This window comes from Brevundimonas sp. (genome assembly GCF_044239655.1).
Lineage (GTDB): Bacteria > Pseudomonadota > Alphaproteobacteria > Caulobacterales > Caulobacteraceae > Brevundimonas.
This window is the reverse complement of record NZ_JBIIAY010000076.1, coordinates 1-14,616: the sequence shown is the minus strand read 5'-3', so window position 1 is coordinate 14,616 and position 14,616 is coordinate 1. Positions and strand designations below refer to the sequence as shown.

13 protein-coding genes are annotated in these 14,616 nt (G+C 66.0%); 3 read left to right on the top strand and 10 right to left on the bottom strand.

The window, feature by feature from the left end; all coding sequences use genetic code 11:
• Window positions 1-293: 293 nt before the first annotated feature.
• The 4 genes from ACILQR_RS10975 to ACILQR_RS10960 form a co-directional block, all read right to left on the bottom strand.
• Window positions 294-1,991 carry a cisplatin damage response ATP-dependent DNA ligase gene (locus ACILQR_RS10975; RefSeq protein WP_395651457.1) on the bottom strand — a complete coding sequence of 566 codons (1,698 nt, stop codon included), beginning with the start codon at window positions 1,989-1,991 and terminating at the stop codon, window positions 294-296.
• A 159-nt stretch (window positions 1,992-2,150) separates the two neighbouring features.
• A complete protein-coding gene (locus tag ACILQR_RS10970; RefSeq protein WP_395651456.1) occupies window positions 2,151-2,651 on the bottom strand; it encodes an RcnB family protein in 501 nt (166 codons plus the stop codon).
• Between the two features lie 96 nt (window positions 2,652-2,747).
• On the bottom strand, window positions 2,748-4,562 hold the full coding sequence (locus ACILQR_RS10965; RefSeq protein WP_395651455.1) for an ATP-binding protein: 1,815 nt from the start codon (window positions 4,560-4,562) through the stop codon (window positions 2,748-2,750).
• A gap of 73 nt (window positions 4,563-4,635) precedes the next feature.
• Entirely contained in the window at window positions 4,636-4,938 is a 303-nt protein-coding gene (locus ACILQR_RS10960; protein ID WP_395651454.1) for a BolA family protein, read from the bottom strand.
• 45 nt (window positions 4,939-4,983) lie between these two features.
• Here ACILQR_RS10960 and ACILQR_RS10955 point away from each other — a divergent pair, with 45 nt between their 5' ends.
• Window positions 4,984-5,652, top strand: a complete 669-nt coding sequence (locus tag ACILQR_RS10955) for a J domain-containing protein (RefSeq protein WP_395651453.1) — start codon at window positions 4,984-4,986, stop codon at window positions 5,650-5,652.
• Between the two features lie 12 nt (window positions 5,653-5,664).
• On the opposite strand, the gene ACILQR_RS10950 is transcribed toward ACILQR_RS10955, so the two are convergent.
• Window positions 5,665-6,108 (bottom strand): MarR family winged helix-turn-helix transcriptional regulator, encoded by a 444-nt coding sequence (locus ACILQR_RS10950; protein ID WP_395651452.1) that lies wholly within the window; start codon window positions 6,106-6,108, stop codon window positions 5,665-5,667.
• Window positions 6,109-6,234: 126 nt separating this feature from the next.
• Between ACILQR_RS10950 and ACILQR_RS10945 the strand changes: the two genes are divergently transcribed.
• Together ACILQR_RS10945 and cobS are read left to right on the top strand one after the other, a co-directional pair.
• Complete coding sequence (locus ACILQR_RS10945; RefSeq protein ID WP_271144723.1) at window positions 6,235-6,660, top strand: organic hydroperoxide resistance protein; 426 nt, start codon at window positions 6,235-6,237, stop codon at window positions 6,658-6,660.
• Window positions 6,661-6,730: 70 nt separating this feature from the next.
• A complete protein-coding gene (gene cobS, locus ACILQR_RS10940; RefSeq protein WP_395651451.1) occupies window positions 6,731-7,735 on the top strand; it encodes a cobaltochelatase subunit CobS in 1,005 nt (334 codons plus the stop codon).
• Here the strand turns inward: cobS and ACILQR_RS10935 are convergent.
• The 5 genes from ACILQR_RS10935 to ACILQR_RS10915 all read right to left on the bottom strand — a co-directional run.
• Window positions 7,732-8,235: a hypothetical protein gene (locus tag ACILQR_RS10935; protein ID WP_395651450.1), complete on the bottom strand. Its 504-nt coding sequence runs from the start codon at window positions 8,233-8,235 to the stop codon at window positions 7,732-7,734. The two genes, cobS and ACILQR_RS10935, sit on opposite strands and share 4 nt — an antisense overlap.
• 337 nt (window positions 8,236-8,572) lie before the next feature.
• Window positions 8,573-10,123, bottom strand: a complete 1,551-nt coding sequence (locus ACILQR_RS10930) for a DUF1501 domain-containing protein (RefSeq protein ID WP_395651449.1) — start codon at window positions 10,121-10,123, stop codon at window positions 8,573-8,575.
• A 12-nt stretch (window positions 10,124-10,135) separates the two neighbouring features.
• Entirely contained in the window at window positions 10,136-11,881 is a 1,746-nt protein-coding gene (locus tag ACILQR_RS10925) for a DUF1800 family protein (RefSeq protein WP_395651448.1), read from the bottom strand.
• A 97-nt stretch (window positions 11,882-11,978) separates the two neighbouring features.
• Window positions 11,979-14,048, bottom strand: a complete 2,070-nt coding sequence (locus tag ACILQR_RS10920; protein WP_395651458.1) for a biotin carboxylase N-terminal domain-containing protein — start codon at window positions 14,046-14,048, stop codon at window positions 11,979-11,981.
• Between the two features lie 209 nt (window positions 14,049-14,257).
• The coding region (locus ACILQR_RS10915; protein ID WP_395651447.1) for a carboxyl transferase domain-containing protein at window positions 14,258-14,616 on the bottom strand (359 nt) is incomplete at its 5' end.

Sequence of the window (14,616 nt, the reverse complement as noted above, 5' to 3'; positions counted from 1 at the left end):
TGGCGACACGATCAACGGCCTCACGCTTGAACGATTCCGGAAACACCCGGCGTTGAACACTCATCAGACACTCCTCTCCAGCTCCGAAAAGCTAGCATGGGTGTCCACTGAAACGAGGGAGGGTCACACAGAGTCCGATGAGTCCGTTGAGTCCGGACGTTTTTGCCCTGTGGGCGATCTGGCGATGTCAAAGACCGGTGCTAGACGAGCCTAGCACGGTCTGGCCCCTGGGCGCGTTTGGGGGCCTCAAAGTCGGTCCAATCCCTTGTGCAGCGAGGGATTGATCGCGCGAGTTATGCGACTTCGACCGTCGCGAGCCGCCCTCCACCCGCCTCGATCGCGTCCAGCATGTCCATGACATCATTCAGGGTGTTGGCCTCGCGGGCCGGCTTGTCCCAGCGGATGCGGCTGATACGGGGGAAACGCATGGCGACGCCGGACTTGTGGCGGGATGAGCGGTTCAGGCCTTCGAAAGCGATTTCCAGCACCAGGCCGAAATCGCGTTCGGCGCGGACCGAGCGGACCGGGCCGAACCGTTCCAGGGTGTGGTCGCGGACGAACTTGTCGAGTTGTTTCAGCTCCTCGTCGGTGAAGCCGAAATAGGCCTTGCCGACTGGAGATAGCGCGCCTTCCTCCGTCCAGCAGCCGAAGGTGAAGTCGGAGTAGAAGCTGGAGCGTTTGCCGTGGCCGCGCTGGGCATACATCAGGACGCAGTCCAGGGTGTGGGGGTCGCGCTTCCACTTGAACCATGGGCCCTTGGGGCGTCCGGCGACATAGGCGCTGTCCCAGCGTTTCAACATCAGGCCCTCGGCGGCGGCGCCCACCGGCGGATCGGCGCGCAGGCACCCGAGCGCGACCCAATCCGTGTACGGAACATCGGGTGAGAGGTGCAGCCGATCGCCGGCGTGGGCGGCGACCAGGGCCTCCAGCCGGGCGCGGCGGTCGCGCAGCGGCAGAGCCCTGAGGTCCTCGCCATTGTCGGCCAGCAGGTCATAGGCGACCACCGCCGCCGGAAAGGCCGCCATGGTCTTGGCGTCGATGGTCTTGCGGTTCAGCCGCTGTTGCAGGTCGCCAAACGGGGCGACCACGCCGTCACGCCAGACCAGCAGTTCGCCGTCCACCGCCCCTTCGAAGGTCAGGCCGGCCATGACGTCGGGAAAGGCGGCGGAAATCTCGTCGCCGGTGCGGGAATAGAGTTTGGCCACGCCGGCCTCACGCACCGCCTGGACACGGATGCCGTCCCATTTCCATTCGGCGGCGTAGTCGGCAGGGTCCAGCCTGGCGAAATCGACCGCCTCGTCGATGGCGACGGCCAGCATGACGGGGCGGAAGCGGCCGGGCGCGGTGGTGCTGGGGCGCTCTCCCCTGCCCTCAAGCCAGGCGAACAGGTCGGCGTAGGGCGGCTCCAGCCCGTTCCACACCTCCTCGATCTCGGACACGTCGACGGTATCGAGGGCGACAGTGGTCTCGCCGCCATCCGGGTCGGGGGGTTCGCTGACGGCCGGGGGGCGGATCATGGCCGTCGCCGTCTTGGCCAAGCGGGCCGACATTCCGACGCGCAAGGCACCGGTCAGCAGCTTCAACAGGGCCCAGCGGCCCTTGGGGGCCAGGGCGTCCAGCCAGCCCTCGATCAATCCCTGGACCTCGCCGCGCCTGGCGGTGGACAGGGCGTGGATGACCTCGCCGAGTTCGGGTTCGCGGTTGGGGCGGCGGTCGGGGCTGCCCGGCCAAATCAGAGCCACTGTCTCGGCCAGATCGCCGACATAGTCGTAGGACCAGCCGAACAGGACCGGATCGACGCGGGCCTCCACCGCGCGGCGGATCATGGCGGGCTTGGCGTCATTGAAGGTCAGGTCGCCGGTCAGGGCCGCGAGCGCCCAGCCCCGGTCGGGATCGGGCGTGGCCTTCAGATAGTCGCGCAGCAGCACCAGCTTGGCGTTGCGCGAGGCCGTCAGAGACAGGCGATCCAGAAGTTCGGCGAAGGCGCGCATCGGGTCCCACTATGCACGCCGGGCGTCAGCGTCACAGCACAACGAAACAAGCCCCGGAGGTTTCCCTCCGGGGCAGGTTCCTGGGGCCTACCGCGCTTCGCGCTACTTGAGGCCGGTTCTTGGTGGCCTATCGCGCTCGGCGCGACTTGAGGCCGCGTCTTAGTTAAACAACCCCGCGATGACGGCGGTGATCAGGCCACCGGCAACGGCGGCGAGGACCACGTCATTGCCGTTGCGGACATAGTGGTATCCACGGGGCGGCGCGCGCAGGCCGTAACGGTTGTAGTCGTTCACGACATAGGCGTTGTAGGCGCTGGGCAGGCGCTGGCCATAGCCATAGGCCTGGTAGCGATGTCCGCGCGGCTGCTGCCAGCGACCGGCGTTGTAGCGGCGTTCGGCGCGCTGATAGCGGGCGTAGGCGCGCTGGTCCTGACGATATTCGCGACGGTCCTCGCGGGCGTCCTGACGGTACTCGCGGCGATCTTCACGGTTGTCACGGCGATCGTCGCGGCGATCATCCCGGCGATCATCACGACGGTCGTCGCGGCGATCCTGGGACTGTTCGTAGCCGCGCGACTGGGCGCTGGCGGAGGTGGCCGCCAGACCAAGCGAGCTGGTGGCGATGACGGCGGCGACGGCGGCGGTGATGAACTTCTTCATGGCGACTTCTCCTTGGGTCAGTCGAACCTTCGACTTGCCCTGAGGTTTAGTCCTCGCCGTTTGAGCCCAGTCTGAACGACCGTGGTCAGGTCAGGTTCAGGCGGCGACCGAGATTTCGCCTTGTTCCTGAAGCGCCCGCACGGCGACCCGGCCACCGCCGACCTGGTTCATCAGGACCGCGAGGGCCGCAAAGTCGATCGGCTTGTTCAGATAGGCGTCTGCGCCCGCGTCCAGACCCGCCATGTGGTCCTCGCGCCGGGCCGAGGCTGACAGGACAGCGATGGGCGTTTCGGCATTGGCACCGTCCTGGCGGATCAGGCGTGTGGCGCTGAGTCCGTCCATCACCGGCATGTTCACGTCCATGATGATCAGGTCGAAGGCCTGATCGCGCGCCACGTCGACGGCGATCTGGCCATTCTCGGCCGAGGCGGTGGCGTGGCCCGCCGAGGCCAGCCAGGCCTCCAGGATCATGCGGTTCACGGGGTGATCCTCGACGACCAGCACGCTGAGCGAACCGCCGTTCTCGATCTGGGCATGGATCGGGGCGGCGGCCTCGACGGCCGACCATTCGACCACCTCGGCCTCGACGGTCAGGGTGAAGGTCGAGCCGACACCGATCTCGGAGGTGACGGCGATGTCGCCGCCCATGATGTTGGCCATGCGCCGCGCGATGGTCAGGCCCAGGCCCGTGCCGCCGAACCGACGGGTGGACGAGGCGTCGACCTGGGTAAAGGGCTGGAACAGTCGGGCCAGGTCCTCCTGGGTGATCCCGGATCCCGAATCGGTGACGGAAAAGTCGAACCGGACCCGCTTGTCGTTCACGCGGGTCGAATGGATGACGTACTCGATCCTGCCCCGCTCGGTGAACTTCACGGCGTTGGACAGCAGGTTCTGGATCACCTGACACACCCGCAGAGGGTCGCCACGGACGACCGACGGCTGTTCGCCGGTGAAGTGGGAGACGAACTCCAGGCCCTTGGCCTCGGCCTGGGCCACGAACGGACCGGTCACCCGGCCGTGGAGGTCGTTCAGATTCACGTCCGCCAGCTCGAACGTCATCTTGCCGGCCTCGATCTTGGTCATGTCGAGGATGTCGTTCAGCAGGGACAACAGGTTGTCGCCCGAGTTGCGGATGATCGACAGATAGTCGCGCTGGATCTGCTCCAGCCGCGTGGCGCTGAGCAGCTGGGCGGCGCCCAGGACGCCGTTCATGGGCGTGCGCAGCTCGTGCGAGATGATGCCGAGGAAGTTGGACTTGGCGTTGTTGGCGGCGTCGGCCTTGTCACGCGCGGCCTGAAGCTCGGCGATCAGATGCGACTGATGCTCCTGGAACGCGCGGATCCGCTCCTCGCGCAGCATGGTCATGGTGACCAGAACGAACATCCCGGCGGCGGTAAAGGGGATGACCCCAAGGAACGGCCAGAACAGCGGCCCGCCCCACAGGCTGGCCAGAATGCCCAGAGCCACGAGGCCATAGGGGGACGAGATCACGATCGCCTGGCGCGGCGAACTGCGCAGCTGGGCAAAGACGAGCACGTATCCGGAAATCAGCAGGGCGACGGCCAGCGATTGGCCGAACGGGCTCGGCGAGAACCAGGCCATGAGGGGCGCAGCGGCCCAGGCCCCGGTGGTGATGGTGGCGACCGCCGGGAAGATCAGGCCCCAGCCCGCACCGACCTTGCCGGCCATGCGTTTCTCGAACGCACCGCGCACGGCACCCGCGCCCAGTGTGCCGATGAACCAGACCAGGGCCGGCATCCAGCCGACCGTGGCGACGAGGCCCAGGGCCCAGCTGGCGATGATCACATAGCGCAGATACTGGGTCTGCAGGATCGCCATCAGGGCGATAGCGGCCTCGCCGGCGTCCTTGTCGGTCGCCAGTCCCTTGCCGATACCCTCTGATCCAACCATTGAAATTCCGGCTTCTGAACAGTCCCGCCACCATCTGCGCACAGACTGTCTAAGACGGGATGAACGGGAATCTTCAGCCGGCTGCGGCCTCTGCGGGTGTCATGGCGCGGATCGACAGGGCGTGGACCGGCCCGGCCAGCTGCTCGGCGACAGCGGTGTTGACCGCGCGCTGGCGGGCGACGCGGTTCATGCCCTCGAACGCGGACGACACGACGATCAGGTTGAAGTGGGATTCGCCGCCCGGTTTCGCGTCCATCCCGCCCTCGTGGTGGTGGCCGGCATGGCGCGCGCTGTCATCCTCGATCTCAAGCCGTGTCGGTTTCAGCGCGGCTGTGAGTTTTTCGCGGATAATCGTCGCGATCGGGCCTTCGGACATCGAACCATCCTTGATGATGACCAAATCGACCTTACACTCTGCCCAATGCCTGCGTCATTCGAATACAAACCCCGTTTCAAGGATATGCGGATCAAGCCGCTGAAGGCCGGAGAGGCCGAGGCGGAAGCCGACGTCCTGCGCCTGAAGCCGGGCGAGAAGCCGTGCGAATGGCCCGAGTGCCGCAAGGCCGCCACCGCGCGCGCGCCGAAATCGCGCGAGCGGCTGAACGACTTCTACGACTTCTGTCAGTCGCACGCGGGCGAGTACAACAAGAGCTGGAACTTCTACGCCGGCATGAACGAAGCCCAGATCCGCGCGGCCAAGGAAAACGAGGCCATGACGGGGGGGCGTCCCACCTGGGACATGAAGGCCTCCAAGAACTCCCGCGAGGCCGCCACCTTCGCCGCCAAGATGGGTACGGCCAATACGACGGGCACGGGCTCGTGGCGCGACAGCTATGGCTTGTTCGGGCGCAAGGGCGATCAGGCCCCGCAATCGCCGACCGAGGATCGCCGCGTCGGCAAGATCGAACGCAGTGCTCTCGCCGACCTGGACCTGGAACCCGGCGCGACCAAGGAGGCGATCAAGACCGCCTATCACCACCTTCTGAAACGCTGTCACCCCGACCACAACCAGGGCGACCGCGGTGCCGAGGCCAAGCTGGTCCGCGTCATCAAGGCCTGGAAGACGCTGAAGAAGGCGGGGATCGCCTGACGGGCACCGGGGTCAACCGGCTTTCAGGCGCTCTGAAAAGTCGCGAACGATGGTCGTCAGTTCGGCCAGCTCAGCCGGTGCCAGGCCAGACCGCGTAACCATGGCCTGGGCCAGGCAGTGGGTCTGTGCCAGCAGCTCACGGCCTTGGTCGGTCAAGGACACCCGCACCTCGCGCTCGTCGTCCTGATTGCGACGTCGGATCACCAACCCGGCCACCTCCAGTCGTTTGACCAGTGGCGTGATCGTACTTGGTTCAAGCGAAAGCCGCGTGGCCAGGCCGCCGATCGTCAGGACTTCGCCCTCCCTGAGGGCACCCAGCACAAGATACTGGGGATAGGTGATCCCGAGACCGTCCAGTAGAGGCTTGTAAAGCCGGTTCACGGACATCGACGCCGCGTACAGCGCAAAGCAAAGGTGATCATCGAGCGAGAGATCGGAGGGGACGTGTGCGTTCATGTCAGCTCATTATCACGATAATTGATGCCGTCGCAAATTATGGCTGGACACCAGCCGAGACGCTCGCTAGATATTAATTATCGCGATAAGCAATTTCGTTGACGCGACGCCAAACAGGAGCTCCTCATGGACATTCTCTACAAGGCCCACGCCACCGCCTCGGGCGGTGGTCGCGACGGTCGCTCGCACACCGATGACGGCAAGATCGACGTCAGCCTGTCGGTGCCCAAGGCCATGGGCGGCGACGACGGCCCCGGCACCAATCCGGAACAGCTGTTCGCCACCGGATATGCCGCCTGCTACCTCGGCGCGCTGCGGCTGGTCAGCGGCAAGGCGGGCACGCCGGTCGGCAAGGACACCAAGGTCCACTCCACCGTCGGCTTCGGTCCCAACACGCGCGGCGAGGGCTTCAACCTGGATATCGCGCTCAAGATCACCGACCACGGCCTGGACCAGGCGGTGATCGACGACCTGATCGCCAGGGCCCATCAGGTCTGCCCCTACTCCAACGCCACGCGCGGCAATGTGGATGTGGCGCTCAGCGCGGAATAGTCGCGGTTAAATCACGGGATCGGGCCGCGCGCGTGTTGAGCCGCGCGCGGCCGGTGGCTAGAGGATGCGCATGGCCTCCCCACTCGAAGCGACCCCCGATCCCCTGCTGACGTTCGAGCCCCACCGCAAGGTGAGCGTGCGCGAGGCGTTCGGCATCGACGCCGACATGACCGTGCCGATGTTCGACACCGTCGACAGCCACGTGCCGGAGGTCGATCCCTCCTACAAGTTCGATCCACAGACGACGCTCGCCATCTGCGCCGGCTTCGCCCACGACCGCCGTGTGATGGTCCAGGGCTATCACGGCACGGGCAAGTCGACCCATATCGAACAGGTGGCGGCCAAGCTGAACTGGCCGCTGGTGCGGGTGAACCTGGACAGCCACGTCAGCCGTATCGACCTGGTCGGCAAGGACGCCATCGTCCTGAAGGACGGCAAACAGATCACCGAGTTCCGCGAAGGGATGCTGCCCTGGGCCATCCAGCGGCCGATCGCCCTGGTGTTCGACGAATATGACGCCGGCCGTCCCGACGTGATGTTCGTGATCCAGCGCGTGCTGGAGGCACAAGGTCGCCTGACCCTGCTGGACCAGAACCGCGTCATCCGCCCCAACAAGTGGTTCCGCCTGTTCGCCACCACCAACACCATCGGCCTGGGTGACACATCGGGCCTGTATCACGGCACCCAGCAGATCAATCAGGGCCAGATGGACCGCTGGTCGATCGTGACCACGCTCAACTACCTGGACCACGACGTCGAGGCCGAGATCGTCGCCGCCAAGGCCCCCGAATGGGCCGACGCCGAGGGCCGCCGCAAGATCGCCGCCATGGTCCGAGTCGCCGACATGACTCGCAACGCCTTCATGAACGGCGACATCTCGACGGTGATGTCGCCGAGGACGGTGATCACCTGGGTCCAGAACGCCATCATCTTCGGCGGCGACGTCGGACTGAGCTTCCGCCTGACGTTCCTGAACAAGTGCGACGAACTGGAACGCCCCACGATCGCGGAGTTCTATCAGCGGGCGTTCGGGGAGGATCTGCCGGAGGCGGCGGTGCGGGTGAAGGTGGGTTAGTCGGCGGAGTCCACGGCCCGAGGTCGTGCGTCACGCGCCGCGATCAACGTCCGCGTCAGAGCAACCCGCTGGCTAAAATCAGTCTGTGCGGGAGGGGCACCGCTGAGATCTTCCAAACGCGCTATCGCACCCTCGAAATCTCCGACCTGCCGCAGCAGGTTCACAACGATGATTTTTCGCCACCACCAATCCGGATCCTCAGCTGCTTTATCCTGGACCTTCGCATCCATGAGGGGGACCAGCTCAGCGACATAGCGGGAGTAGGCCTCAGGCTTGTCGCGAGCCTGCCAAGTCGCGGCGAGCAAAAGAAAGTCCGGATCAGCCTCGGAGTCCGGTTCGATCTTCGGCAAGACGAACCGGAGCACATAGTACGGTGCTTCGTCCTTGATTGCTTGATACTCTGGCGTCTCGACCAAGGCCTTGATACGCACTTTGTCGTTGTCGTCGAAATCGCGACGGTAGACGGGGAAGTTGGAACCGGGACATTGGGGAATCGGCATGGGCGTTGTCCAAGACCCCATTGGCTTGCCGTCCAGCTCTGCCCCCCAGGTCGAAAACGAGGCCGTATCGGTGAAGCTAAACTCGATGCCATCTACGGGGCAAGCGATCTGAACCCGGACTGGCGTGCCAGCGGTCGTCGGCGGGGCCCATAGAGCCAAGACCAACGCCGTGATCAGAGCACCCAGACGCATCGACTTGTTCCCCTCTTTCGTTCTGGGAACTTCACCGCAGATGTGTGGTGCCATTGTGTCCAGCACGGCTCACGGTCGGCACCGTGAGTCGGGATGTTGGGCGCAAGGCCCAGGATGACGATGGGTAGGGTTTGCGAACGAAGCCCTACAAAAACCCCAGCCCCCGCGACGCGAAATTCCGCAGGTTCGGGAAGATCAGGTCGAGGTTGCCTTCCGACACCCCGAGCCACCGCCCCATGGTCGCCGCGTACTGATCCACAGACGTCGTCGGGACCAGGGCGTTGCCGGCCATGTCGGGGTTGCGGAACGTGCCGAGATCGACGCCGACGGTCGGGAACTGGCCATAGATGTCGCCGCCCCTGACGCTGCCGCCCATGACCAGCTGGTGCCCGCCCCAGGCGTGGTCGGTGCCGTCGCCGTTGGTGGTGAAGGTGCGCGAGAAGTCCGAGGCGGTAAACGTCGTCACGTTCGAGCGCATGTCCACGCCGCCGATGGAACTCAGCGCGCCGTCGAAATAGGCCATGGCGGCCGCGACCTTGGACAGGTTGTTCGACTGGGCCGAGTTCTGGAAGTCGTGGGTATCCCAGCCGCCCAGGCTGACGAAGAAGACCTGGCGTTTCACACCGGTCGTGCCCTGGCTGGCGATGGCCTTGGCCACGGTCTGGAGCTGGACCGCCAGACTGTTGGTCTCGGTCAGGCCCGAGACCGGGTTGGTATAGGTCGGCGGCGCGGGAATGGCCGCCGACAGCGACTGGGTGAACAGGCTGTTCAGGGTCGCCGCCGCTCCCATCGAGCGCTCCGTGACGGTGGAATAGTCAAGGCCCGCCAGACTGGTCGTCGACTTGCCCTGAAGGATTTCCCTGGCCTTGGCCGGGCCGACGTTCGAGCCGAACAGCGACGTGCCCGTCGTGCTGTTGATCACCACCCCGGGCTGGGCGCCGGTGGACAGCTGATACTGGACGATCGACTGGCCCGACAGCCAGACGGCGTTGCCGGCCGTCGAGATGGCGGTGAACAGGCTGGACGATCCGTTCTGGCTGGCCAGGATGTCGCCCATCCGACCGCCCCAGCCGACGCGTGCCCCCTCCCCGGCCCCCGCCTGCCAGGTCGATTGCTGGTCGTTGTGCGAGAACAGGTTGGCGGGATAGGCGACCGTGCGGGCCTGATACTGGGCCTTGGTGATCGGCCGGACCAGGGTGCCGACATTGGCCACGACGGCCAGCCGCCCGGCGTCGAACAGGTTTTTCGCCGGGGCCATCAGGGGGTGGATACCGAAGGTGCGCACGCTGGCGCTGGTGCCCGCCGGCACCGGGTTCACGGTCCTGGGGACCAGGGGCAAGAGCCCGCCCCAGGCCTCAGGCATCCGGTTGGAGGCCACGGTGCGACCCGTGACCGAGGATGTGCTGCCGATCGGGACGGGCGCGGTGCCCGGCGGCATCAGGGCGATGGGGTCGTCGCCCGTGCGGCGCGCGGCCCAGTAGCGATCGTAGGAATCCTGATCCGTCGCCACCACCATGTTGTTGGCGTCATTGCCCCCGAACAGGAAGATGCAGACCAGGGCGCGATAGTCGGGCGCGCTCTGTGACGCCGCCGAACCGGCGGCCGCCAGCTGCATCGCGAAGGGCGCCGCCGCGCCCAGCATCCCCAGGGCCCCGCTGGCCCTCAGGAAATGGCGTCTGTCCAAGGGTGTCGTCATCGTCCCATCCCCTCAGCGCTGAACCAGATATTCGGGAGAGATCATCGTCAGATAGATGGCCAGCTTGGCCCGGTTGGTCAGGGCCGTATTGATCTGTGCCTGCGTCGCCGTGCCGCCGGGGATGGTCACCCGGCTGACGGCGTCCAGGATGCGCGCGCGCAGGGCCCCCGACATCTGGCCGTACAGCAGCAGGGTGTTGATCCGGTCCACCAGTCGTTGAGGGTCGCCCGCGACCATGATCTCGGCGGCATAGGTGGAGCGAACGTCAGTGCCCGTGCCGATCCCGTTGCCGATCGTGTTCTGCATGGTGTTGGCATAGCCGGCGACCGAGACCTCATCGACGATCTGGAACTCGGGCTGCAACAGGTTGGCGGCACCCAGACGGGTGTTCGGCGGCGAATATCCGGGTCGATAGAAGTTGAACACCGACGGCGAAGTCAGCGGCGACTGGCCCAGAGAGGTATTGGCGCTGGTCGAGGTGATCAGATACGCGCCCGACACCGAGGTCGCGTTGAAGGCCCGCATCCAGTTGGTCATGCGGATGATCGGCTCGCGGACCTTGCCGAAGACGGCACTGTCGACATTGTCCGGGTGACGCGCCTCGGGATCCAGCAGGATGGCGCGGATCACCGCCGCCATGTCCCCGCGCACCCCCGCCCCGTTGTTGTTGAACACCCCGGCGACCCGCTCGACATAGGCCGGGCTGGGGTTCGACGTCACCAGCCGCTGGATCAGCTGCTTGCCGATGAAGGGCCCGACATTGGGGTGTGCGAAGATGGTATCGAGCGCGATCTTCAGGTCGGCCGCGCCGTCGGTCGATCCCGCGGCGATCGTCCGGCCCAGGAAGGCCTTCTCCGACGTCGAATGATAGGTCGAATAGAAGATCATCGGCCGGATCGTGGCGTCGGCGTTCTTCACACGGCCCGCGAACGTATTGGCCGTGGGCGTCGGATGGTACCAGCTCCAGCCCGTAAATACCTTGGCCAGCCCCGCGATGTCGGCCGACGTATAGGCCGGCAGGGGCGCGCCCGCGCTGTCCAGCCGGGCCGTGCCGTTGGTGTTCAGCTGGCTGACGCCGATGGACATCAGCTGCAGCACCTCGCGGGCATAGTTCTCGTCCGGGCTGCGGCCGGTGGCGGCGTCTTCCTTCTGGTTGGCGATACTGGTCAGATAGACGCCCATCATCGGATGCAGGCTGACCTGCTCCAGAAGCGTTCTGAAGTTGCCGAAGGCGTTGGCCCCCAGCATGTCGTAGTAGGACGCGGCCCCCCGCGTATCGATATTGGGGTCCAGCAGGGAGATGACGAAGATCTCGGACAGGGCGAACTTGACCCGCTGACGCAGCTGATCGTCGCTGCGCGACGAATAGTTCCAGAAGCTTTCGTAGAACTGATTGGGGGCCAGGGTGGCCGTGGCATTGCGCTCGCGCATGTCGATCAGACGGTTGTCGACATAGTTCACATGCGACGGCGTCGGCATGGCCATCTGCTGGTCGATCCAGGAGGCGTAGGTCGTGTTCTTGACGGTCTTGATGCTGGCCTGGGTCGGACCGAACGTCGCCTGGGTCAGGAACCGCGCGGCCTCGGCATCCGACAGGGGGCTGCTGGCGGTGGTGCTGCTCTGGGCAGAGCCAAAGCCGGGGATCTGGATGCTGGAGCCGTCGCAGGCGGAGACGGTCAGGGTCAGGGTCAGGGTCAGCGCGGCCAACCCGACCCGCGCGGTCCGCCCCAGATGTCGTTTCAGCCTAGCGAAGAGCACGACAATCCCCCGATGGTCGGTCCAGATCTGCCTCGCCTATGACACGATTTCAACTGACTCGCGAGGATCGATTACTGCAAAGGCCCTGATTTCGCGCTTAACGCGACATTGACCAAATGGCGTAACCTTGACCCTTCATTGAGGACGGGCGACCGCAGCGCACTAAGTCTGCGGTCACGCTCGCCAGAACGGCATCGGCGGCGACCTGATCCCCGACCGCGGCTCCAACCCCGGACACCGTGCCGTCGAAGGGCGCGACCAGCGCATGCTCCATCTTCATGGCCTCCAGCACCACGATCGGCTGGCCCTTGACGACGACGTCACCCACGGCGGCCGAGACGGCGACGATCTTGCCGGGCATGGGCGCGCGGAGGGAGCCGTCGGAGGCGGGGCCGGCGGACGCGCCCGGCTGATAGCGGTAGGGACGGACCTCATAGGCTTCGCCCCTGCGGAACATCACCGAGAAATCCCCATCGCCGAGCATCCATGGGGCCATCGACACGCCCTCGTCCCCGCCGACGAGGATGCCGCCCGAGGTGGGCCGGGCTGTCGTGACCTGGCCGGCGTAATCCACGGTCCAGGTCTCGTCCCCGCGACGGGCGGATTGCAGGCGCGCCTCTACGCGGCGACCGTTGAGGGAGGCGGAAAAGACCGCATTCGGCGCACTGTTCAAGCGGAAACCGGGGATACGGCCTGCATAGGCGGCCCACGGGGCGGCCCAATCATTCGTGGCGACCTGATCGTCATCGACCTGGAGCCCGGAGGCGAGATTGACGACGGCCGCGATGGCCGGGACGTCCGAGGCGTCGCTCAACAGAGCCGACTCTTCCGCGGCGATAAAGCCCGTATCCACGTCGCCCGCAACGAAGCGCGGATGTTCGAGGCAACGAACAAGGAAGCCCGCATTGGTCCTCACCGGCCAGACCTCGACCCCGGCGCAGGCGTCGGCCAGGGCTTCGGCTGCGTCTTCGCGGGTGTCCTCGTGCACGATCAGCTTGGCGATCATAGGGTCATAGAATTGGCTGACCTCGCCGCCTTCCATGACGCCGGTGTCGACGCGGATGCCCATCGGCATGTCGAAGTGCTCCAGCCGCCCGATCGAGGGCAGGAAACCGTTCGACGGGTCCTCCGCATAGAGCCGCGCCTCCATGGCCCAGCCGTTCATGGGGATGTCGGCCTGCTTCAGCGGCACGGGTTCGCCCGCCGCCGCGCGGAACTGCCATTCGACCAGGTCGACGCCGGTGATGCTTTCGGTCACGGGATGTTCGACCTGAAGCCGGGTGTTCATCTCCATGAACCAGATGCGGTCGGCTCGCAGGCCTTCGGAGGCATCGGCGATGAACTCGATGGTGCCGGCCCCGATATAGTTCACGGCCTTTGCCGCGCGCACGGCAGCATCGGTGATCGCTGCCCGCGTCGGGCCGTCCATGCCGGGGGCCGGGGCCTCCTCGATGACCTTCTGGTGGCGGCGTTGCAGGGAGCAGTCGCGTTCGTACAGATGCACGACCTCGCCGTGGCTGTCGCCGAACACCTGAACCTCGATATGGCGCGGCGACAGGATGTATTTCTCGATCAGCACCCGGTCGTCGCCAAAGCTGGACGCCGCCTCGCGTTGACACGACGCCAGCGCGTCCAGAAAGGCGTCGGACGTCTCGACCCGCCGCATCCCCTTGCCGCCGCCGCCCGCGACAGCCTTGATCAGCACCGGATAGCCGATGGCGTCGGCCTCGGCTTTCAGCCGCGCGGGGGCCTGGTCCTCGCCCATGTATCCGGGGGTCACCGGCACGCCCGCCGCGACCATCAGCTTTTTCGCCGCGTCCTTCAGGCCCATGGCCCGGATCGAGGCCGGGGGCGCGCCGATCCAGACGATCCCCGCCGCCATCACGGCCTCGGCGAACTCGGCGTTCTCGGACAGGAAGCCGTATCCGGGGTGGATGGCCTCCGCCCCCGTCGCCTTGGCTGCGGCCAGAACCTTTTCCGCGACGAGGTAGGACTCGCGCGCGGCGGCCGGTCCGATCAGCACCGCCTCGTCGGCCTCGCGCACATGCAGCGCGTGTGCGTCCGCCTCGGAATAGACGGCGATGGTGCGGATGCCCATGCGTTTCGCCGTGCGGAAGACGCGACAGGCGATCTCGCCGCGGTTGGCGACCAGGACGGATTTGAACATCATTGACGTCCTTCAATATTGGAACCGGCGGCACCGTTCTTCCCCCGGCACGGGGGAAGTGGCCCGTCGATCGCGCAGCGATCCAGGGTCGATGGGGGAAGTATCGAGGGGCGGCGCGATCGTTCCCCCATCGTCGCTGTCCTCGCTGCGCTCGGAGACGCGACACTTCCCCCGCAAGCGGGGGAAGAATGAAGCCGACCAGCCATCCCCTACATCCTGAACACGCCGAACACCGTGTCCGGGATCGGCGCATTGAGTGTGGCGGAAATCGCGAGGCCCAGGACGTCGCGGGTCTGGGCGGGGTCGATGATGCCGTCGTCCCACAGGCGGGCGGTGGCATAGTAGGGATTGCCCTCGTCCTCGTATTTCTGGCGAACCGGCGCCTTGAAGGCCTCGGCCTGTTCGGGGGTCCAGGTGTCGGCGTCGCGGTGGACGGTGGCCAGCACCGCCGCCGCCTGTTCGCCGCCCATGACGCTGATCCGGCTGTTCGGCCAGGTGAACAGGAAGCGCGGCGAATAGGCGCGGCCGCTCATGCCGTAGTTGCCGGCGCCGAAAGAACCACCGATCA

What these genes read in the sequence shown, in the direction of transcription:
- ACILQR_RS10945 (WP_271144723.1), top strand. Translation starts at nt 6,235, where the DNA reads ATGGACATTCTCTACAAGGCCCACGCCACCGCCTCGGGCGGTGGTCGC.
- ACILQR_RS10970 (WP_395651456.1), bottom strand. Translation starts at nt 2,651, where the DNA reads ATGAAGAAGTTCATCACCGCCGCCGTCGCCGCCGTCATCGCCACCAGC.
- ACILQR_RS10975 (WP_395651457.1), bottom strand. Translation starts at nt 1,991, where the DNA reads ATGCGCGCCTTCGCCGAACTTCTGGATCGCCTGTCTCTGACGGCCTCG.
- cobS (WP_395651451.1), top strand. Translation starts at nt 6,731, where the DNA reads ATGGCCTCCCCACTCGAAGCGACCCCCGATCCCCTGCTGACGTTCGAG.
- ACILQR_RS10935 (WP_395651450.1), bottom strand. Translation starts at nt 8,235, where the DNA reads ATGCCGATTCCCCAATGTCCCGGTTCCAACTTCCCCGTCTACCGTCGC.
- ACILQR_RS10955 (WP_395651453.1), top strand. Translation starts at nt 4,984, where the DNA reads ATGCCTGCGTCATTCGAATACAAACCCCGTTTCAAGGATATGCGGATC.
- ACILQR_RS10960 (WP_395651454.1), bottom strand. Translation starts at nt 4,938, where the DNA reads ATGTCCGAAGGCCCGATCGCGACGATTATCCGCGAAAAACTCACAGCC.
- ACILQR_RS10920 (WP_395651458.1), bottom strand. Translation starts at nt 14,048, where the DNA reads ATGTTCAAATCCGTCCTGGTCGCCAACCGCGGCGAGATCGCCTGTCGC.
- ACILQR_RS10965 (WP_395651455.1), bottom strand. Translation starts at nt 4,562, where the DNA reads ATGGTTGGATCAGAGGGTATCGGCAAGGGACTGGCGACCGACAAGGAC.
- ACILQR_RS10950 (WP_395651452.1), bottom strand. Translation starts at nt 6,108, where the DNA reads ATGAACGCACACGTCCCCTCCGATCTCTCGCTCGATGATCACCTTTGC.
- ACILQR_RS10930 (WP_395651449.1), bottom strand. Translation starts at nt 10,123, where the DNA reads ATGACGACACCCTTGGACAGACGCCATTTCCTGAGGGCCAGCGGGGCC.